10 protein-coding genes are annotated in these 21217 nt (G+C 58.3%); 8 read left to right on the top strand and 2 right to left on the bottom strand.

The features are described 5' to 3' along the window. Window positions 1-43: 43 nt before the first annotated feature. From VEH04_03130 to VEH04_03110, 5 genes are all read left to right on the top strand, one after another. Window positions 44-2875 carry a LamG-like jellyroll fold domain-containing protein gene (locus VEH04_03130; protein ID HYG21750.1) on the top strand — a complete coding sequence of 944 codons (2832 nt, stop codon included), beginning with the start codon at window positions 44-46 and terminating at the stop codon, window positions 2873-2875. 134 nt (window positions 2876-3009) lie between these two features. Further along, window positions 3010-5442, top strand: coding sequence for a LamG-like jellyroll fold domain-containing protein (locus VEH04_03125; GenBank protein ID HYG21749.1), 2433 nt, complete (start codon window positions 3010-3012; stop codon window positions 5440-5442). 26 nt (window positions 5443-5468) lie between these two features. Then, the gene (locus tag VEH04_03120) at window positions 5469-7940 is read left to right on the top strand and encodes an alpha-L-arabinofuranosidase C-terminal domain-containing protein (GenBank protein HYG21748.1); all 2472 of its coding nucleotides are present in this window, start codon (window positions 5469-5471) and stop codon (window positions 7938-7940) included. Window positions 7941-7981: 41 nt separating this feature from the next. Next, complete coding sequence (locus tag VEH04_03115) at window positions 7982-9070, top strand: arabinan endo-1,5-alpha-L-arabinosidase (GenBank protein ID HYG21747.1); 1089 nt, start codon at window positions 7982-7984, stop codon at window positions 9068-9070. 40 nt (window positions 9071-9110) lie between these two features. Further along, the gene (locus VEH04_03110; protein ID HYG21746.1) at window positions 9111-11576 is read left to right on the top strand and encodes an alpha-L-arabinofuranosidase C-terminal domain-containing protein; all 2466 of its coding nucleotides are present in this window, start codon (window positions 9111-9113) and stop codon (window positions 11574-11576) included. A 17-nt stretch (window positions 11577-11593) separates the two neighbouring features. Here VEH04_03110 and thiD read toward each other — a convergent pair whose 3' ends face one another. Continuing rightward, the gene (thiD, locus tag VEH04_03105; GenBank protein HYG21745.1) at window positions 11594-12394 is read right to left on the bottom strand and encodes a bifunctional hydroxymethylpyrimidine kinase/phosphomethylpyrimidine kinase; all 801 of its coding nucleotides are present in this window, start codon (window positions 12392-12394) and stop codon (window positions 11594-11596) included. A 136-nt stretch (window positions 12395-12530) separates the two neighbouring features. Between thiD and polX the strand changes: the two genes are divergently transcribed. Next, window positions 12531-14288: a DNA polymerase/3'-5' exonuclease PolX gene (gene polX, locus VEH04_03100; protein ID HYG21744.1), complete on the top strand. Its 1758-nt coding sequence runs from the start codon at window positions 12531-12533 to the stop codon at window positions 14286-14288. 81 nt (window positions 14289-14369) lie between these two features. Here polX and VEH04_03095 read toward each other — a convergent pair whose 3' ends face one another. Next, a complete protein-coding gene (locus tag VEH04_03095) occupies window positions 14370-15293 on the bottom strand; it encodes a PEP-CTERM sorting domain-containing protein (GenBank protein HYG21743.1) in 924 nt (307 codons plus the stop codon). Between the two features lie 293 nt (window positions 15294-15586). Between VEH04_03095 and VEH04_03090 the strand changes: the two genes are divergently transcribed. Both VEH04_03090 and VEH04_03085 read left to right on the top strand, forming a co-directional pair. Continuing rightward, window positions 15587-19096: an ATP-binding protein gene (locus VEH04_03090; protein HYG21742.1), complete on the top strand. Its 3510-nt coding sequence runs from the start codon at window positions 15587-15589 to the stop codon at window positions 19094-19096. 804 nt (window positions 19097-19900) lie between these two features. Continuing rightward, the gene (locus VEH04_03085) at window positions 19901-21217 is read left to right on the top strand and encodes an IS110 family transposase (GenBank protein ID HYG21741.1); all 1317 of its coding nucleotides are present in this window, start codon (window positions 19901-19903) and stop codon (window positions 21215-21217) included.

The raw sequence follows: 21217 nt of genomic DNA, 5'->3' as shown, positions 1-21217 counted from the left end.
CAGCACAAACACTTTTCCGCAAAACCCAAAAACCAACGAAACAATGAAAACCTCATCCTTACGGCAGCTCAAGCTGGCGATCTGGTGTGCCACCGCAGCCGGTGCACTCCAGATTTCCGCCTGGGGAGCCACTCTTACTAATCGATATACGTTTGCCACGGATGCTTCGGATTCCGTGGGCGGACAGCACGGAACGGTTGTGAACGGTTCCATCGCCGATGGACAGGTGCTTCTGGACAACGCTTTCGGCGTCCTTTCCGGCGATGTAAACGGAAAGTATGTGGATCTTCCTGACAACCTCGTAACGAACTATTCCTCGATCACGATGGAAGTGTGGGTGACACCGACCCACGACGACTTCACGGGCGGCGCGTTTTGGAATCGAATTTGGGACTTCGGAAACACGGACGGGGCTGCCGGTATTCAACCGTTCATGTGGATGCGCAGCGGCAACAGCCTGGAAGCTGTGCGGGTCGACGTCGTTCCCGTTGGTGGCGGCAGCCTGATTGTAGGCACGCCGCTCGCCAATCAAACCGAAAGCCACATTGTATTTACCGTGGATGGCGCGACGTCACGAGGGCGCCTCTACATCAACGGAGTGCTGGTCGGCTCAAATGACAACTTCACAGACACGCCGGCGGAGATGGGAAGCACCACGAATAACTGGCTCGGCCGTTCGCAGTTCTTAAACGGCGATACATACTTCATCGGCTCCATCAACGAGTTCCGCATTTACGAGGGTGCGTTGAATCCTTTGGAAGTCGCGGCGAATCATCAGGGAGGCCCTGATTCGCTGAACCCGAATCCGGGAACAGTCACAAATATCCACCTCCAGGTGAATTCACCGCTGAGTATCGGTTCCGGTACGAAGGCCGTCGTTACTGGCGAAACCACTGCTTTGACGAACTCGGTCACCATTACAGACCTGCCGATTTCGTTTTCCACCGGCAACTCCGGCATTGTGACGGTTGATACCAACGGCAACGTCACAGCTGTTTCATCCGGCACAGCGAACATCATTGCGACCTACGCCGGGGTGTCCGCCACACAAGCTGTCCAGGTGATTGCGATTCCGACGTCGCTCGTCCATCGGTATAGCTTCACCAGCGACGCGAACGATTCAGTGGGAACGGCCCATGGAACCCTTCAGGGAAACGCCATGATCCAAGACGGCCGGGTGGTCATGGATGGGAGTGCTGCCCCCCCGACGTATGTGGATTTGCCACCCTTCCTGATTGCGGCAACCAACCTGAAGAACAATGCGTTCACGATCCAAACATGGGCGACTGTCTATCCGCAAGTGGCAACCTGGGCTCGCCTGTTTGATTTCGGCAACATCGCGGGGACTGCCGGACAAAACTACGCATTCTTCAGCCCCAATGCCGGCGGCGCTGTTCGTCGTTTCGCCATCGGATCTGTTGGTACTGAAGACCAGGCAAACCAGGGCGGCAGCCTTGCGGGATTTACGAATGTTCACATAGCTTGTGTCTTCAATCCAAATCCCGGGCGTCAGTTCATGGGATTATACATAAACGGTGTTCTGGCGGGTACGGACACGGCTTTGATCAACAGCCTCAGCACGATCAACAACCAGTTCAGCTGGATCGGGCGAGCCATGTTCGCGGCGGATCCCATGTTTACGGGCGAGGTTGATGAGTTTCGCATCTATGACGGCGAGTTGGACCGCTTCCAGATTGCTGCCAGCGCCCAGGCCGGCCCGGGGAGTACAAACCTAAGCATTGGCACGTTCCAGAGCTTCGCCTTCGAAACGGGTGGGGCAACAATTCCGCTGGATACGTCACGGCAGGTCTCCGCCATCATGAACTTCAGCCTCGCCACGAACGTGAGCGTCCTCGCAGATAACAACCTGAGCCTCACGTCGAGTGACACAAACATCCTCACCATCACCAGCCCGGCCGGCGTGGTTCGCTCGACAGGCCTTGGGACGGCAACCCTGACTGCCGTTTACCGTTACGCTGTTGGTGCGACGACTAATTCGTATACAAACAGCGTGGCGATTACCGTGGTGAACCCGCCCGCCCCCACCCTGGTTCATCGCTATTCGTTCACATCAGATGCGAACGACTCAGTGGGAACGGCTCATGGCACCCTCGAGGGCGGAGCGTCAGTGGCTGGCGGCGAGCTGGTCTTGCCGGGAGCAGGGGGTTATGTCGACCTTCCGGATAACCTGCTGACATCACTGGCGGATAACGCCACGTTCGAGTTGTGGGTTACCGACAACGGCAGCGCGACCTGGGCGCGCTATCTGGATTTCGGCAACGGCGAGGGACAACCGACGATCTTCCTCACCCGCCAGTTCTCGGGAGCGGCACAGCCGCGGTTTGACTTTGCCAGCGGGTTCGTTAATTCCAGCGTCCCGCTCACAAACGGACAAAAGACACACATCGTGGTCGTTTATGACGATGCGAACAATGGAGCGTCCATTTACGTGAATGGAGTGTTGCGCGGGAGCAGCGCTGCCGTCGCCACCGCGTTGGCGACGTTTGTATCGACGAACAATTGGATAGGCCGATCCCAGTTTGCTGCCGATCCGTTTGCCATTGCGAACATCGACGAGCTTCGCATCTATTCTGGGCTCTTCACGCAGGCTCGGGTTCAGGCGAGCTTGACTGCAGGTCCGAATACGTTGCCTGTGATCGTCACTCCGCCAATGTTGTCGGCGACTTTGAGCGGCGGTAATATCGTCATCCGCTGGACCACGAATGGAACGGCTGCCTATAGTCTTCAGTCGTCCCCGGCCCTTGGCACTGGGCAATCATGGGGTAGTGCTGGAGCACCTGCCGTGGTTGGGCAGAATTATCAGCTGACCCTGCCCACAACAGGTGATGCGCGGTTCTTCCGCCTCACTCAGTAAAAAATTCAGCGCGGGCCTCTCTCGCAGGAGAGGCCCGCCGTTTAATCGTTGGAGAATGCTGCTGAGACTCGATTGACACAGGCGCGTCCAGATCGACGCGCCCTTTTTGTTTGCTGGCTGAAGCAACGTTCAATGTGAATTTGACCTGTAAACTCCTGATGGCGCATCTCGCACTCGCGTTTCTTGGGCAGGGTGCGGGGCATGCGTTCCAACCGCTTTCAGGCAACTTCAATGCCCACGATCCGTCCCGATTGATCAAAGACGGCAATCGTTACTATTTCTTTCGCACCGCGCCGGGTATTGGCATCAACTGGTCATCCGACCTGCGCACCTGGAATTCCGCAGGCACCGTTTTTCCGGTGGGCCAGCCACCCGCATGGACGACGAACGCCGTTCCTGATTTTGACGGGAATATCTGGGCGCCGGATGTTGCGTATTTCAACGGCCGTTACCATGTGTATTATTCAATTTCGTCCTGGGGCACTATCGACTCTGCGATTGGATTGGTGACGACGCCTTCCCTTATTTCGCCCGTTTGGACGGATCACGGCAAAGTGGTGCAGTCGGATGCCACATGGGAGGCGGGTCCCGATACGGACCTCACGGCCTACAACTGCATCGACCCCAGTATTCTTCAGGACACCAACGGAACGATCTGGATGGTGTTTGGATCCTACTCGGACGGGATCCTTGTGATGCAACTGGATCCGACAACAGGCAAGCGGATCACACCGACCTCTCCGATCACGCGCATTGCCAACAACGGACCGAACTTTTTCAGCAATACCACTGAAGGTGCCAGCGTGTACCAGCGGGGAGGTTACTACTGGTTGTTCCTGAATTTCGGCGGGTGCTGCTCAGGCGTGAACAGCAGCTATAACATTCGTGTAGGCCGCAGCGCGAATGTCACAGGACCCTATATCGCGAAGAATGGCGCAACCATGCTGACTGGCGGGGGAACAATGTTCCTCGAGACAACAGGTAGATTCATCGGCCCCGGACACGGATCCATCATGGATGACAATGGAACGAACTGGTTCACTTACCATTACTACGATGGCACCAGTGGCGGCGGCACGGCGCGATTCGGCATCGCGCAATTGCGTTGGGGGTCGGATGGATGGCCGGTTCTGACAAACGATTGGTCGGCATTTTACACCTTCGACGCGGATGGGCGCGAACATCGCGGCCAGTTCAACGGCACGTTGCGAAACGGCGCGACAATCGAGAATGTGCCCGGGCGCGGCGGCGTGCTGCACCTTGATGGCAGCAGTAATCGAGTGACACTGCCGCTGACGATTCCGAACGCGAACACCTTCGCAGCCTGGGTCAAGTGGAATGGCGGCAGTGATTGGCAACGCATTCTCGACTTCGGCAGCAACACGACCAAGTACCTGTTTCTCACGCCCCGAGCGGGCAATGGCCGCATGCGGCTTGCGTTGCGCAATGGAGGTGCGGAACAGGTTGTCGACGCGCCAGCGGCGTTGCCCACGAATTCATGGGCGCATGTCGCCGTGACGCTGGATGGCACGCGGGCATCGCTTTACCTGAATGGGAACCCAGTTGCGACGGGAAACAACATTGCCATTCGTCCATGGCAGCTCTTTGCCCGCAGCAATTACCTGGGGGCCAGCCAGTTCACCAACGATCCCGGCTTCAATGGCAGGATCGATTCATTGCGAGTGTTTGGGCGTGCACTCTCGTCAAATGAAATCCGGGAGCTCGCCTGGGCTCAACCCGGCCTGGCGCATAGATATAGTTTCAAGGTGGACGCCAGGGATTCGATTGGGATGGCGCACGGGTTGGTATTGGGTGATGCCTCGGTTACCAATGAAGTGTTGCGACTTCCCGGAACCTCAGCATTCGTCCAGCTGCCAGGCGGACTGGCTTCTGTGCAGGGCGCGCTCACGGCGGAAGTTTGGGCCAGCTTCAACGTGAATGGCACGTGGTCGCGAGTGTTCGATTTCGGCAGCGTGAATGGAACGCTCGGACAAAACTACGTCTTTTACAGCGCCAAGAATAACAGTGGCGGGCAACGCATGGAGATCAGCACAAGCGTGCGCACCGTCACCGCGGATGTGCCCGTTCCTTTGGATAACCGAACAGTTCATGTGGTCTGTGTTTTCGATCCAGCCGCCGGGGTGGTGTCGACTTACACGAATGGAGTATTGCAGGTCACCCAGCCGGCGAACCTGCCGCCGCTCACGGGCGTCAATGGAACGTGGGGTTTCATTGGCCGTTCCCTTTTCAGCGCTGATGGCTGGCTCGATGGCGACATTGATGAATTCCGTTTGTATGACGGCCGCCTCACGCCCGATGAGGTCGCTGCGAACTTCGCGGCGGGTCCCGATACTCTGGCGCTGCCCCTTCTACTGACACTCTCGAATGAAGAAAGCGCCTTCGAACTCGCATGGGCTTCCCATGGTATAGGGTTTGCGCTGGAATCGGCGGCGGCGGTTAATGGCGATTGGCAGCCTGTGGGAGGACAGCCAACGCTGGTGAACGATGAATGGCGCGTGAACCTGCCGGTTGCCCCCGATTCGCAATATTTCCGATTGAAACGATGAACCATCCGACATTGATTCCAGACCCTATGATGAACTACCCCAAGCTGTTCATGGCAGCCATTGCGGTTGCGGTTGGTCTTCCGCACGCAACCGCAGCCGATGTTCCCACACTCACGGTTAGTGTTGACCGTCCAGGCGCACGGATCAGCGAGACGATGTACGGAGTGTTTTTCGAGGACATCAATTTCGGCGCCGACGGCGGCCTTTATGCGGAGCTGGTGAAGAATCGCTCGTTTGAATTTCCGGACAGCATGATGGCCTGGCGCAAGATAAGTGGATCAGCTGAAATCCAGGACACTAATCCTTTTTCAGCGGCAAATCCCCATTACCTGCGGCTGATCCCCTCGGGCGGTCGCGCCTCAATAGCGAACGAGGGATTCCGCGGCATCGGCCTAAAACAGGGGGATGCCTATGATTTTTCAGCGCAGATTCGGGCGGTGAGCAATGCTCCGGCGATTCGCGTCGAACTCGCAGACGAAAATGGCAAGGTGGTCGCTTCCGCGCAACTGGCGGCTGCGACGAACGCGTGGTCCAGGCAAACTGTGGTGCTGACGCCGAATTCCACCGTCCAAAAGGGACATCTCATCGTGACCGTGGACGGCGGCGGCGCTGTGGATTTCGACATGGTCTCATTATTTCCGCAGAAGACCTGGAAGGGCCGCAAAAACGGACTGCGTGCCGACATGGTTCAGATGCTTGCGGACCTCAAGCCCAGTTTCCTGCGATTCCCCGGCGGCTGCATTGTTGAAGGCAGCGACCTCGAAAAGCGATACCAGTGGAAGACCACGATCGGGCCCGTGGAGGAACGCAAATTGATCATCAATCGTTGGAACTATGAATTTCGGCATCGTCCCACACCCGATTATTTCCAGTCGTTCGGGCTGGGCTTCTTCGAGTTCTTCCAGGTTGCCGAAGACATTGGCGCGGAGCCGATGCCCATCCTCAATTGCGGCATGGCCTGCCAGTTCAACACGGGGCAACTCGTCCCCCTCGATCAACTCGATCCGTACGTTCAGGACGCGCTGGATCTGATCGAGTTCGCGAACGGCCCGGTTACCAGCACGTGGGGTGCAAAGCGTGCGGCCATGGGACATCCTGAACCTTTTAATCTCAAGATGCTAGGCATCGGCAACGAACAATGGGGCCCGCAATTTGTCGAGCGGTATCCCATCTTCGCAAAGGCGATCAAGGCCAAGTATCCCCAAATCCAACTCATTGCCGGAGCAGGCCCGTCGCCCGCCGATGATCGCTACGTTTACCTGGCGCCGAAGCTCGCTGAACTGAAGGTCGACATCATTGACGAGCATTGCTACGGCAATCCGATCTGGTTCCTGGCGAATGCAAACCGCTACGACAATTACGACCGCAACGGACCGAAAATTTTCATGGGTGAATACGCAGGACAAAGTGTTGCCATCGTGAGTCCCGACAACAGGAACAATCTTGAATGTGCGATCGCGGAAGCTGCGTACATGACGGGCCTTGAGCGGAATGCGGATGTGGTGACCATGTCTTCCTACGCTCCGTTGTTCGGCCATGTGGATGCATGGCAATGGACGCCCAATTTGATTTGGGCGGACAATCTGCGCGTGCAGCCGACGCCCAATTATTACGTGCAGCAGTTGTTCAGCGTGAATCGGGGCGAGATGGTGTTGCCAGTGAAGTTGGTGGGTGTCGATGTGAACTCAAACCCCGTGGGGGGGATCGCACTCGGCACGTTCAACACTGCGGCTGAGTTTCGGAATCTCGCGGTCACCGCGAACGGAGATACACTTCTTAAATCTGATTTTTCTGACGACACGGCGGGCTGGTCTACAAACCGCGGACAATGGCGGGTTCGCGATGGCGTCCTGCAGCAGACTGAAACTCGCGCGCCCGCCGCGATTTCCGCGGGCAAAACAGATTGGCGGGATTACACGCTGAACGTGCAGGCCAGGAAAAACCGCGGCGCGGAAGGATTTCTCATCACGGTCCGCCAGGTTGACAGCGAAAACTGCATCGTCTGGAACCTGGGGAGTTTTGGAAACCGCTTTCACAGCCTGCAACACCGCCTCGGCCAGCAGGATCACTTGAAGGCTCAGGTTCCAGGTTCGATTGAACCCGATCGCTGGTACGACATTCGTGTTCAGCTGAAAGGTTCGCAGGTGGATTGCTTCCTCGATGACTCACTCGTTCACAGCATTGAGCTCCCGCCAGTCAAGACGCAGAGGCTGTACGCGAGTGCCACCCGGGACGAGAAAGCCGGCGATATCATCCTGAAGGTTGTCAATCCGGGGGAACAGGTGAACCCCTTGCAGGTCCATCTCGACGGCCTGGCGCAGGTGCGCGCGGGTGCGCGGGCGACCGTTTTGACGGGCGAGTCGGGTGACGCAGTAAACACCCTGGACGAGCCGAATCGCATTGCGCCGAGAACCGCGTCGGTGACTGTGAACGGGCCAAGATTTCGTTACGACAGCCCCGCTCGTTCGTTATCGGTGATACGCATCCCGGTGCGCTAGCCGCTGTAACTTGAATGCATGCGTCTCGTCTGATTGGCTCGATGCCTTCCTTGAAGATCCATTACGTGCGGAGCTTGTGTGTGGCGGTCGAGCAATCGTTTCGGATTGCAACCATCGCAGCACTTGTGTTCGCGGCTTCCGCGTCAGCTCAAACTGCGTCGAACGCGCCGTCGGCCAATTCGAATCCGGCCGGACGCCAATTCGCGACGGACAGCCGCCGCGTGCGAGCCCACGATCCTTCGACAATCATCAAGGACAAGGATCGCTATTGGGTGTTTCACACGGGACGCGGCGTGATGTCATATTACTCCACGAACCTCGTGAACTGGCTGCCCGGTCCGCGGGTGTTTACCGATCCGCCTGAGTGGGTGAGCAGCGAAGTTCCCGAGAATCGCAATTCGCATTTCTGGGCGCCCGACATCATCCATCTCAACGGCGAGTATCACCTCTACTATTCGGTTTCCAGCTTCGGCAAGAATCACTCGGTGATCGCCCTCGCAACGAATCCTGCGCTTGACCCTGATGATCCATCGTTCAAATGGTCCGATCGCGGCGTCGTGATGCGCTCGTTTTCAACGAATCGCTTCAACGCCATTGATCCCGCATTGATCCAGGACAAAGATGGAAAAGTGTGGATGTCGTTCGGGTCGTTTTGGAGCGGAATCAAAATGATCGAATTGGATCCAAAGACAGGAAAGCGGATCGCGCCCGATTCCGCGCTGTATTCACTCGCGCGCACTTCGGAGATAGAGGCGCCTTTCATTCATCGGCACGGCGATGCCTATTACCTGTTTGTGAACTGGGGAATTTGCTGCCGCGGCGTCAACAGTACCTATGAAATCCGCGTTGGGAAAAGCGATCGGATCACTGGTCCGTATGTTGACGCGGACGGCAAGGACCTCGCTGATGGCGGTGGCACCCTGGTGCTGAAGACGGCGGACCAGTTCATTGGGCCGGGTCACGCAGGCATTTTTGTTGAGAATGGCACCCATTGGTTTGGATGCCATTATTACGATGGCTCGCGCCGCGGCGCGCCCACATTTTCGCTGCATCCCTTGCAGTGGGTGGATGGCTGGCCGCGAGTGCAGTTCACCGCCCCGTCCGCCAGCGTGGAATCTGCAAACCCGTGAGCGTTGTCCTCCCGATTCTATGATCCGACCTGAACCCCGAATGCTGCACACTTTTGCGAATCCTGTTCTCCGTGTCGTTGCCCTCCTTTCGACAATTGCAACAACCTGCGGAGCGGACACCAACAATTCCGTGCGTCTGACGGTGCGTCTGGATGAGCCGGGAAAGCCCGTGGCGCGCACCATGCACGGGTTGTTTTTCGAGGACATCAACTACGCTGCCGATGGCGGACTTTACGCCGAACTGGTGCAGAACCGTTCCTTCGAACACGCCAATCCGATGTATTCATGGTTCGAATCGACGAAGGATGGCGCGAAGGGCCGGCTGACGGTGGAATCCGAGATGCCGCTCAACGCAAACAACCCGGCATTCCTTCGTCTGCACGCGGCGCGCGCGGGTTTCGGCGCGGCGAATGCCGGGTTTGATGGGATCGTGATCCGCGATGGCGACGGCTATCGCTTCAGCGTTTACGCGCGCATTCGCGCCGGAGACTCCAACGGCCTGCAGGTCTGGCTTGAGGATTCGGCGGGGGAAATTCTGACGAAACAAACGATCAAGGAACTCACCACGGCCTGGAAAAAATACGAAGTGAAGTTCACCGGCAATCGGGATGTCACGAGCGCGCGCATTGCAGTTGCGACGACGCGCCCCGGAACGGTTGATATCGACATGGTCTCGCTGTTTCCCCAAAAGACGTTCAAGAACAGAGAGAACGGGCTGCGGCCTGACCTCGCCCAGGCGTTTGCGGACCTGAAGCCCGGGTTCCTGCGCTTCCCGGGCGGCTGCATCGTGGAAGGACGCGATTGTGAGAATGCGTATCGATGGAAGGACACGATTGGCGACGTTGCTGAGCGCAAGCAGAACTATAACCTTTGGCAGAACGGCCAGTCGCCGCAGTATCACCAAACGTTCGGGTTGGGGTTCTTTGAGTATTTTCAATTCTGTGAAGACATTGGAGCGGAGCCTGTGCCTGTGGTGAATTGCGGCATGAGCTGCCAGGCCCGGCGAGGTCCAGTGGTGCCCATGGATGAGCTTGGGCCGTGGATTCAGGACGCGCTCGATTTGATTGAATTTGCGAACGGCCCGGCGTCCAGCCCGTGGGGCGCCCGCCGCGCAGCCATGGGCCATGCGAAGCCGTTCCACATGAAGCATCTCGCCGTGGGCAACGAGCAATGGCAGCAGGTTTACTTCGATCGCTATCAACTATTTCACAAAGCCATCCGCGACAAATATCCGGAGATTCAGATCATCAGCAGTTCCGGCCCGGCTGCGAGCGATCAGCATTGGCATTTCGCGTGGGAGAAGTTCCGCACGGGCACGCCTGCGGATGTGGTTGATGAACACTACTACGTTCCACCCACCTGGCTGTTCAACAACGTGGATCGTTATGCGAACTTCGATCGCAACGGCCCAAAGATCTTTGTCGGTGAATTCGCAGCGCACGACGGCAGGGCGAAGCGCAACAATCTTCGCGCGGGTCTCGCTGAGGCGGCTTACATGACAGGGTTGTTGAAGAATTCCGATGTCGTAATCATGGCGTCGTATGCTCCGTTGCTCGGGAAGATCGGCCGCTCGCAATGGCACCCGAACTTGATCTGGTTCGACAACTCCCGGCTCGCACTGACGCCGTCCTATCATGTGCAGGCGCAATTCGGACGCAACCTTCCCGATGTCGTCCTGCCCGTCACGCTCGAAGCGCCAACGTTGGAAAGTGCGCCCGCGGGGATGATCGGTGTGGGAACGTGGAACACGCAGGCGGAGTACAAGGACATCAAGGTGACGGCAGCGGACGGGCGCATTTTGTTTGAGGGCGATTTCAGCCGCGGACTTGATGGATGGCAAACGTCCGGCGGCGATTGGGTCGCCGCGGATGGAGTGCTTCGCCAGCGCGCGGGCGGCGAGGACATCCGTGCAGTTGTCGGAGATCCTTCGTGGAAGGATTATACGTTGACGTTGAAGGCACGAAAGGTCGGTGGCGACGAGGGATTCCTGATCCTCTTCCAGACACCGGGCATTGAGAATCCCACGTGGTGGAACCTCGGCGGCTGGCGCAACACGGAGCACGGCCTGCAGGGCGACTCGGTCACGGAACAGCGCGTGCAGGGGAGAATCGACAACAACCGCTGGTATGACATCCGCATAGAAGCGATTGCAAGAAGAATCAAAGCCTACCTCGACGGCAAGCTGCTGCACGATGTGAACACGAAATCAACAGCGTCCTTCTACGCTGTTGCCGGCCGGGACAATCGCGCCCGCGAAGTTGTGATGCAACTTGTGAACCCGTTTGCCACCGCCATGCCTGTATCCATCGAGTTGGCGGGTGCCGGGAAGCTGGGATCGAAGGCAACCGTTACAACGCTTGCGCATTCCAGCCTCGAAGCAGAGAACACATTGGAGCGCCCCGAAAACGTTGCTCCAAAGACCTCGGGGCTTTCGGGGATATCAGCTCAGTTCTCGTTTACGATTGAGCCGTTTTCGCTCACGACGCTGCGCATTCCGGAGCGGTGAGCGAGGCGGGCGAACGGTCAAACACAGTGGTCGAGCACTGAGTGCCGAGCCACCTTGCGGCTCTGTGCGATGGCGGCGCTTATGTATTGCTTCGCGAGTTGAACCGCCGTCGGCAGGTTTGCACCGCGCGCGACGTGGGCGGTGATCGCCGCGGAATACGTGCACCCCGTTCCGTGTGTGCTGACGCCCCGCACGAAAGGCGCCGCAAGAAGGAGTTCCGTCTTCCCATCGTAATAAATGTCCGCCGCCTCTTTGCCACCGCGCAGGTGACCGCCTTTCACCAGCACCGCGCATCCACAGCGCTCGTAGATGAACCGTGCCGCCGCGCGCAGGTCTTCAATCGATTTCAGCTCGCCTTCGACCAGGAGTTGCGCTTCATCGAGGTTCGGAGTGACGAGCGTCGCAAGCGGAAGCAGTCGCTCCACCAGAAATTCAATTGCGGATTCCTGGAGCAGACGCGCACCTGAAGTCGAGACCATCACTGGGTCAACCACGAGCGGCGGACGTTCTCCTGATTGGAAGAACTCCACCACGGTTCTGATGATTTCGGCAGAGAACAGCATGCCTGTCTTGACAGCCGCAGGCGGCAGTTCGGCGAAGACCGCCTTCATCTGCTGATGCACCAGGTGAGGTGACGCGGCTTCGACGGCGGCGACGCCCGCAGGATTCTGCGCAGTCAGGCAGGTGATTGCCGTCGTCCCATGCACGCCTAGCGCCGCGAAGGTTTTCAGGTCAGCCTGGATCCCCGCGCCGCCGCCACTATCAGAGCCGGCAATGGTTAGTGCCACCTGCATGCGTCGCCGCTGATTCTTTCTCATGCCATTTGATTCTGTTTCTGGCGCGCTGCGATTCCCGGCCGCCATCGTCGAAGAATCCTCGCAAGGGCAGTGCAAAGTTCCAAGTCTGCTGTATCCCCGCTTGGAACTCCCTGGGCGCCATCGCATATTGGGCGCCATGGATAAATATCAGGTTGCTGACGTTCTCAACCAGATTGGCACATTGCTCGAATTGAAAGGAGAGAATCCCTTCAAGACAAAGGCGTATTTCAACGGCGCGAGGGTTCTTGAAGGACTCACTGAACCCATCGAAAAGATTGTCTCCGAAAATCGCCTCGGCGACCTCGCTGGAATCGGTGACGCGCTGCAGAAAAAGATCGCGGAACTTGTCACAACAGGGCGCCTCCCGTATTACGAGAACCTCAAGGCGTCGGTTCCACCCGGGCTGCTCGAAATGATGCAGGTGCCTGGCGTCGGTCCAAAGAAGATCAAGGTGCTCTACGAACAGCTTGGCGTCGATTCCGTGGATAAACTCGAGTCGGCTTGCAAAGACGGACGGGTGGGAAAGCTGAAGGGTTTCGGTGAGAAGACAGCTCTCAATATTTGCGAAGGGATCACGCGCCGGCGGGCCTACGCGTCGAAGCACCTCCTGAGTGACGCGCTGCTGGTGGCGGCATCAATCCTTGACGACTTGCGCGCGCATCCTCGCGTCATTCGATGCAGCACCGCGGGGAGCCTGCGTCGCAATCGCGAAGTGATCGGCGACATGGACTTCGTGGTTTCTTCAAAGGACCCTGCGAGCATCATCGAGTTTTTCGCCGCGCGGGAAGGAACCTTGAACGTTCTCGCAAAAGGCCCCACGAAAGCCAGCGTCATTGTCGAAGGGGGAATACAGGCCGACCTGCGCGTCGTCACTGACGCGGAATTTCCGTTTGCGTTGCTTTATTTCACTGGCAGCAAGGAGCACAACATCGTCATGCGGCAGCGCGCCATCGAACGCGGGTTGCGGCTGAACGAATATGGTCTGTTCCGTTCGAGCGAGGAGACGCGCGATCCCAAGCTGCTCGTGCGCTGCAACACGGAGGAGGAGGTGTTCCAGGAACTTGGCCTGCACTCCATTCCACCGGAGATGCGGGAGGACTGCGGCGAATTCAGCATTGCCGAGGAAGGACCGCTTCCGCGCCTGATCGAATGGAGCGACTTGCGGGGCTCGTTGCACAACCACTCGGACTGGAGCGACGGCGTGCTGAGCCTGGAACAAATCGTCAAGGCCATGATGGAAATGGGACTTTCCTATTGGGGGATCACGGATCATTCGAAATCTTCGATCCAGGCGAACGGCCTGGACGCGGCTCGCTTGCGAAAACAAATTCGGGAAGTGCGCTCGATCAACGAGCGGATGGCGAACGAGGGAATCGATTTCCGGCTGCTGAGCGGAACCGAGGTGGACATCCTGTCAGAGGGCCGTCTCGATTTTCCTGACGACCTGCTTGCGGAACTCGACGTTGTAGTGGCAAGTGCGCATCAGCGGCTGGCGCTCGACGAGGCGGAGAACACGAGGCGAATTATCCGTGCGGCCGAGAATCGATACGTTCACATGCTGGGCCATGTAACGGGCCGCCTGCTGCTCGCCCGCGAGCCCCAGAAGGTGAATGTGCAGGCCGTGATCGATGCGTGCGCGGAAACGGGCACGTGGATTGAACTCAACGCTTCGCCCGATCGGCTCGACATGGATTGGCGGCATTGGCCTTATGCCCGCTCAAGAAAAGTGAAGTGCGTGATCAACTGCGACGCGCACCGGTTCGAAGATGTTGGGTTCCTGCGCCTGGGCGCTAATGTGGCGCGGAAAGGGGGGCTGACGAAGGCTGATGTGGTAAACACATTGCCGTTCGACCGCCTAATCAAGGAACTTGCACGCAAACGGGCTCGCACTTAGTGCGGCTTCCGCTATTCGACTGGTCATCGACGCGCCGGGAAATCGGCGCGTCGACAGGAATGAGGTTCGGGTCCGCGCTTGCTAATTCCGGCGGCGCATGGCGAGCAGTGCAAATACGCCGAAGCCAAGGATCGTGAAAGTTCCGGGCTCCGGAACGGGCGTTACCGCCGCCCAGGATGTTCCAAAATTGAACTCGTCAAACGCCCCTTGCGCGGCGGGTGTGAACGGCGCGGATGAGCCGCCGGCAAACATGCGGAAGCCGCGCAGAACCTGAAAGTCAGTCTCAACAGTTAAATACGGCGTTGCCGGCTCGGCGTCGAGGCTCGGATCGATGAACAACGACAAACGATCGGTAATTCCAGAAACGTTGAAATCAAGGCGTCCGACAACCAGATGGGCTGTATCGAGCCCTAGGTCAATCGGCGTGGCCGCCAGACGCAGACCGTTATCCGTCCCGGAATTACTCACCAACACCGCAAAGTTCCCATCGCTGTCATTCGCGCCGCCGCCGATCTGGCCAATCGCGAATCGTTCGTTCGGCGTGCCAGTGCCGTCTGCGTGGCTGAAGAACGAAACGTTCAAGGTTCGTTCCGTCTCCACTGTTTTCGACATCAGGAAGCTGAAGTAGAAGGTGCCGGAATCAACATTCTCGCCAAACAGGCGGCCGATGGCGGTCGTTGCGCCTGTGGCATCAACAAGAGCCCTGCCGCCGCTTGTAAGGAGACCGGCATACGAAAGGCTTCCCGCCGCCACGCTGATTCCATTGCCGCTCGCATTGTTCGGGACCGTGGCGCCCCAGCTTGTGGTGTTCGCCTGGCCTGAATTGCCGGCCGGGTTCCACCCTGTGCCGCCGTTCAAAGCCGTGGTGGTCGTGATGGCAGTTCCGGCTGGATAATTGAAATCTTCACGGGCAGAACCGGCGAAGGGCGCCGATGAGACTGGAGTAGTTGCCGCCGCCAACGCGATTGCCGCTGCCGAATACCGCACCGCACGTTTGAACGTCATATGTTTCCTTGGATGGAATAAGCGTTAAAAACGCTTATTCCGGGTTTTGGTTCAACTGATTGTGTGTTTTGTATCATCCAGCTCCCATCTGGAGCATTGTTAAATTCTGCAAAGAGGATTGAAAAAAATGCTCCGGGGAAATACGGCCGCAGGAGATCCGCCGGCGAATGGACTCGCTCGAACATCGCTTTGACGTAAACGGATCGCGTGATTGGGTATAGCGGCGTCCCTCCGCATCTCCCGCAACATTTCTTTCTTTCAAGCCCGGCCGCGGCGGCACCGATAAGCACGGGATGCCTGTTCTGATCCGCCTTTGCAACCTCGGAGTGAGCGCAGTCGCGGTTCTTTTCACCACGGCTGCATCGGCTCCGCTCATGGCCGCTCCAGTCGCCGAGGAGATCGCCGCGATTTCGGACGTTCACGCACTCGCCAATTCCCAGGTAAAGGAACTCGTCCCGATCCATCTCACGGCAACAGTCCTAGGCGTCGATGCTGTCCATGGAGCGCTGGCTGTCCAGGATTCGTCCGGTTGTCTCTGGATTGAAGCTCCCATGCTCCCGCCGCATATCGAGACCGGCTCCCTCGTTTCTCTTCGCGGAAAAGCCGTGGTTGGCGATGGACGGGTAATCCTCGGGTCTTCCCAATTGATCGATCAACCCCACAACACGCGCGGAGGTCTCGACCGCTGTCGCGTGTTTCTGGACACAGGCAAGCATCCCTTCACGCTGCTCTACCGGCAACTCGACGGTCCGATGAATCTGAGTGTGAAGGTGCAACTGCCCGGCCAGGAGCTCACCAATATCCCGTCCGCGTTCCTGAAGCGTCGAGATGAAACCACGGGCACATGGAAATCAGGGTTTCAGTATGCCGCCTTTGCCAACGTCACCAACGGCTGGGAACTGACGTCGCCTTCCAGCGCTGGTATCACGAGCGAATTTGACGTAAACGTCGCCTCGGCGGCTTCCAATTTCGTGCTGCGGTTCTCCGGATTCCTGGATGTCGTTGACCCCGGCGAATATGTTTTTGAAATGCGGGCCGATGACAGCCTTCGCTTCGAACTGGAGCAACCGTCCGAGACAAAAATTGAAGTGCTTGGCGGCGGAGCGCTGGCCGGGCCGACAAGGATCGTGCCGGGGCAGCTTTGGAATAATCGTCCTGAATCGGTTTGGGCAGAAATCGAGGGCTTTGTCAGGCACGCGGGGGCATTCGAAGGCCGCCTGCATCTTGAAGTCACCGCCGAAACCGGCCGGATTCAAGTCATCATCGCCAATGCCGCCGCGGACGCTGCCTCCGCGCTCCTGAACCGCCGTGTCCGAATCACGGGACTGTGCCGGGCGGTATCGTCACCCAGCGGGGGGCGAATGGCCGGGTGGATGCTTGCGCCTGGAATGTCGCACGTAGCTGTGCGTCAGGATGCGCAGCCGGAGCCGCTCCAGCGGGGCGCGCTGCCGACGCTCACGACCATCGAACAAATTCGGCGTCTCAAACCGGAGGAGGTGACGCAATCGTATCCGCTGAAATTCCAGGGGGTTGTCACCTTCGTATTTCCCGGCGGCCTGCGCGCGCATGTTCAGGGTGATGCAGAAGGCATTTACGTGTCATGTGTGAACAACAAACCGCAGCCTCTGCGCGTGGGCGATTTGTGTGATTTCGAAGGCTATTCATCGCGCGGCGCATTTTCACCCGTCGTCACCTATCGCCAGCGAACTGTTCTTGGGCCGGGCCAGATGCCGGAACCGTTGCGTCCGGATTGGAGTCGTCTCATGAACGGCAGCCTGGATTCGCAATGGATAGAACTGCAGGGCGTGGTTCTGCGCGTCAACGGTCCCGAATTGATCCTGGGCGTGCGCGGCGGCGAAGTCACGGCGCGAGTTTTCGATGCGGCCGGCGGCGACCTGACGCAACTTCTCGATTCCGTGATTCGTGTTCGCGGCACTGTCCGCGCGTTTTCGGGATCACAACGCCAGCTGCAACGCGTTCTGCTCCAGGTCACGTCACCCGCCCAAATCACGGTTGAAGATTCCGCCCCGGCCGATCCCTTCACCACGCCTGGCCGCAGCATCGCGGATCTGTTCCTCTTCGATCCCAATGCAGCTTCCCTGTACCGGGTGCGAACCCATGGGCAGGTTGTGCACGTTCGGGATGGAATGGGCTACATCATGGATGGGACCAACGGCATGCGTTTCGTTGCCCGGGCGGGACAGGAGTTTTCGGTGGGCGATCTCGTGGAGGTGGTTGGTTTTCCAGAAACGGAAGGGTTTGCGCCAGTGATGCGCCAGAGTTTGGTGAAGGCTGCCGGCAGGTGTCCGTTGCCGGAGTTCCAGGATCTCGCGGGCGACGACCTGCTGAATCGCGCGCATGATTCGACCCTGGTCGCCGTTCAGGCAACGCTGTTGAACATTCGCACCAATCAATCGGATTACCTGCTGGAATTGCAGGCTGATTCCCACACCTTCACCGCGCGGCTCAACAACCAGTCAGGATTCCTGCCGCTTGTGCCGATGGGAAGCCAGGTCAGAATCTCCGGGCTGTATTCCCTGCTGGCAGGCCACGCGAATCATTCCAATTCACCTCAGCCCTTCGAACTCTTCCTGAATTCGCCATCCGATTTGGTAGTGTTGAGCCGACCTGCGTGGTGGACGCTGCAGCATACGTTGCTGGCAATGGGCGCGATGACCCTGTTCCTGGTGCTGTCCTCTGTCTGGATCACGGCGTTGCGCCGCCGCGTTGATCTGCGCACCCGGGAGTTGCGGGACGAGATCGAAACCCGCAAACGCACGGAGGAAGATCTTCAGCGCAGCACGGGCGAACTGCAGAAGGAGATCCAGGAGCGCATCCAGCTTCATGCCGAACTTGGCGAGCAGAAGAATCGACTCGAAATCGAGATCGAGGAACGCAAGCGGATGGAAGTGGAGGTCGAAGCGATCCACAGGCAATTGATGGTGGCGTCGCGCCAGGCGGGGCAGGCGGAGGTTGCGTCGAGCGTGCTGCACAACGTGGGGAACGTGCTCAATAGCGTGAATGTTTCGAGCGGGCTGTTGATCAGCCGCCTGCAGGGCTGGCAGATCAACAACGTCAACAAAGCCGCTGAACTCCTGACTCGCCGCACGGCCAACCTGGGCGTGGAACTGGCCGCGGACGATCCGTTGCGCCGCGTGCCCGATTACCTCGAGAAACTGGCGACGCACCTGGACCATCAGCGACAGGAATTGCTCACGGAAGTGAAGGATCTCGGCGAGAACGTGGAACACATCAAAGAGATCGTTGCGATGCAGCAAACATACGCGCGGGTTTCCGGCGTGTTGGAGAAGGTTGATCCCCGCGAGCTTGTGGAGAGCGCGATTAAGATGCATGCGGGTGCTTTTGCGCGGCATCAGGTTCATCTCGTGCGCGAATTTCAGTCAGCGCCCCTCGTCCTCGCTGACCGCCACAAGGTTCTGCAGATCCTTGTGAACCTGTTGCACAACGCCAAGTACGCGTGCGATGAAGGTCCGGCTGAGCACAAACAGGTGACGGTGAAAATCCAGCCGAATGGCAAAAGTGCTGTCGTGATCGAGGTAGCGGACAACGGCGTGGGCATCTCGCCCGAAAGCATGAAACGCCTGTTCTCCCACGGGTTTACCACTCGCAAAAATGGGCACGGCTTTGGATTGCACAGCGCGGCGATTGCAGCCAAGGAGCTGGGCGGGCGCTTGAGCGCGGCCAGTGAAGGGCAGGGCAGGGGAGCGACGTTTACGCTGGAGATTCCCGTGGAACAGACTTCTGAGCAGGAGTCCGCTCGTCCCCGGGCGCAGCGACCTTGATCCAAGCCGGCCGTTCCCCCTTTTCCAGGCAGGGTTCTCGCGCGTTGCGGTGCCCGATATGGACCATCCCAGGCGCGAGATTCCCGGAGTGCCCCGTCCCGGGTGCAGCAAACGCGATCAAATTTACGCTCCCGAAATCAGCCTGAAAACGAGCGCCCTGTTTGCGTGTAAAGCCCCATTCAACTCCCTCTCTTCCGCTCCGAGCGGAGGAGAGGGCCGGGGAGAGGAGGAGCGTTTGAGCTTGGGAACGACGTCACGCTGTAGAACGAATCAGAGCACCCTCTCCCCCTGTTCTTCTCCCGCTCCTGCGTCGCAGGCGAGGGGAGAAAATCAGCCTGAAAACGAGCGCCCTGATCTGCGTGTAAAGCCCCATTCAACTCCCTCTCTTCCGCTCCGAGCGGAGGAGAGGGCTGGGGAGAGGAGGCGCGTTTGAGCTTGGGAACGACGTCACGCTGTAGAAGGAATCAGCGCACCCTTATAGCTGTTCCGAAAGTTATTCAATATCGGCGAGGAAGCCTTTGGATCAGCTTGCCGCAGCCGATGTGAACAACTTTCGCGCCGGGAAATTTCCGAGTTGTGAACAAGATGGATTTTTTCTTCAACAGAAGCGCCACGCGCGGGCCGGGAAGACGAATCACCCCACCCATGTCGCTCGACGAATCGGGAGAGACTTTCGCTCCCAGCCCTGCGCCTTGCTCTTTGACGAATACTCAGAGGTTGCCGACCAAACGGCCCTCTATAAGGCTTTCGCTGGAGCAAGGTTGCGCGTGGCGCTTCAAACAAACTGCACGGAGAACAATAAAGATGCAAAGCAACTCTGAATCGAACAAAGCAATCGAAAATGCACCGGTCAAACCGGTGGTTTGGATCGGCCTGGATTGGGCAGACAAGGAGCACTGCCTGGTGGTGCAGGCTCCAAATGCCGGCGCTTTGTCGCGTCATTTCGTCGATCAAAAGCCGGCATCGCTGGACGCCTTCTTCCTGAAACTGCACACGGAACATTCGCAAGCCCAGCTGGGCGTTTGCATCGAACAGGCCCGAGGACCGGTCATCTACGCGCTGATGAAGTATGACTTTGTGGTCATCTACCCGGTCAATCCACGCAGTCTGGCTGACTTCCGCCGGGCCTTCACAATCAGCGGAGCCAAATCCGATCCTCGTGACGCGGATCTGCTCTGCGAATTGGGAGCCAAACACCATGATCGTTTGCGTCCGCTGCAACCAGAGGACGCAATCACACGCCAGTTGCGCCTGGAGGTCGAAGCGCGACGAGGTTTTGTGGATGAAAGAACCGCTTGCATGAACCAACTCACATCCACCCTCAAGAGCTACTATCCTCTGGCTTTGGATTTGGTCGGGGAGCAACTGGAAGGTCCCATGGCACTTGAGTTTTTGCGCCGGTGGCCCAACCTGGCCAGCTTGCGACGCGCCAAGCCGAGCGCTCTGCGCGCCTTCTTCTACAAGCATAACAGCCGATCGGAAGAAAAAATCCAGCAACGTCTGGATGCGATCAAAAGCGCCGCAAGCCTGACCGATGATCCAGCGATCCTTAACGCCTTGGAACTCAAAATGCAGTGTCTGCTCCGGCAAATCGCCGCTGTGCAAGCGTCGATTGCCCAGTTTGACGCCCGAATTTCAAACACCTTCCAGCAATACAGCCACAGGACAATCTTTGACACGCTGCCGGGAGCCGGAGCGGTGCTGGCACCGCGCGTGGCGGCCTTTTTCGGCACGCGGCGAGAGAACTGGACGGAGGCGGGCCAGTTGCAGTGCTGGAGCGGGGTGGCGCCCGTGCGCAAGCAAAGCGGAAAGACACAAACCGTTCATTTTCGCAGAGCGCGACCGATCTTCCTCCACCAAAGCATCATCGAGTTTGCCAAATGCTCGATCCGCTTCTGTGATTGGGCGAGGCTTCTCTACGAAGACCAGTTGAGCAATGGAAAGAGCAAATTCGCCGCGATTCGAATGGTCGCCTTCAAGTGGTTGCGAATCATTTTCCGCTGTTGGAAAGAAAACACCCCTTACGACGAGGCTAGATACCTGCGGAGCTTGCAGCGCCGCGGAGTCACACTCTACGAGAGCCTTTACGCTGCCCTTCTTCCACACCAACCCGCTGCATGA

Source organism: Verrucomicrobiia bacterium (genome assembly GCA_035629175.1).
Classification (GTDB): domain Bacteria; phylum Verrucomicrobiota; class Verrucomicrobiia; order Limisphaerales; family DASXHY01; genus DASXHY01.
Note: the sequence above shows the minus strand (reverse complement) of the source record. Positions and strands in the feature narration are given on the sequence as shown.

Excerpts from the sequence above, each read along its gene's own strand:
- VEH04_03130 (HYG21750.1), top strand. The coding sequence starts at position 44 with ATGAAAACCTCATCCTTACGGCAGCTCAAGCTGGCGATCTGGTGTGCC.
- VEH04_03120 (HYG21748.1), top strand. The coding sequence starts at position 5,469 with ATGATGAACTACCCCAAGCTGTTCATGGCAGCCATTGCGGTTGCGGTT.
- VEH04_03115 (HYG21747.1), top strand. The coding sequence starts at position 7,982 with ATGCCTTCCTTGAAGATCCATTACGTGCGGAGCTTGTGTGTGGCGGTC.
- VEH04_03110 (HYG21746.1), top strand. The coding sequence starts at position 9,111 with ATGCTGCACACTTTTGCGAATCCTGTTCTCCGTGTCGTTGCCCTCCTT.
- thiD (HYG21745.1), bottom strand. The coding sequence starts at position 12,394 with ATGAGAAAGAATCAGCGGCGACGCATGCAGGTGGCACTAACCATTGCC.
- polX (HYG21744.1), top strand. The coding sequence starts at position 12,531 with ATGGATAAATATCAGGTTGCTGACGTTCTCAACCAGATTGGCACATTG.
- VEH04_03095 (HYG21743.1), bottom strand. The coding sequence starts at position 15,293 with ATGACGTTCAAACGTGCGGTGCGGTATTCGGCAGCGGCAATCGCGTTG.
- VEH04_03090 (HYG21742.1), top strand. The coding sequence starts at position 15,587 with ATGCCTGTTCTGATCCGCCTTTGCAACCTCGGAGTGAGCGCAGTCGCG.
- VEH04_03085 (HYG21741.1), top strand. The coding sequence starts at position 19,901 with ATGCAAAGCAACTCTGAATCGAACAAAGCAATCGAAAATGCACCGGTC.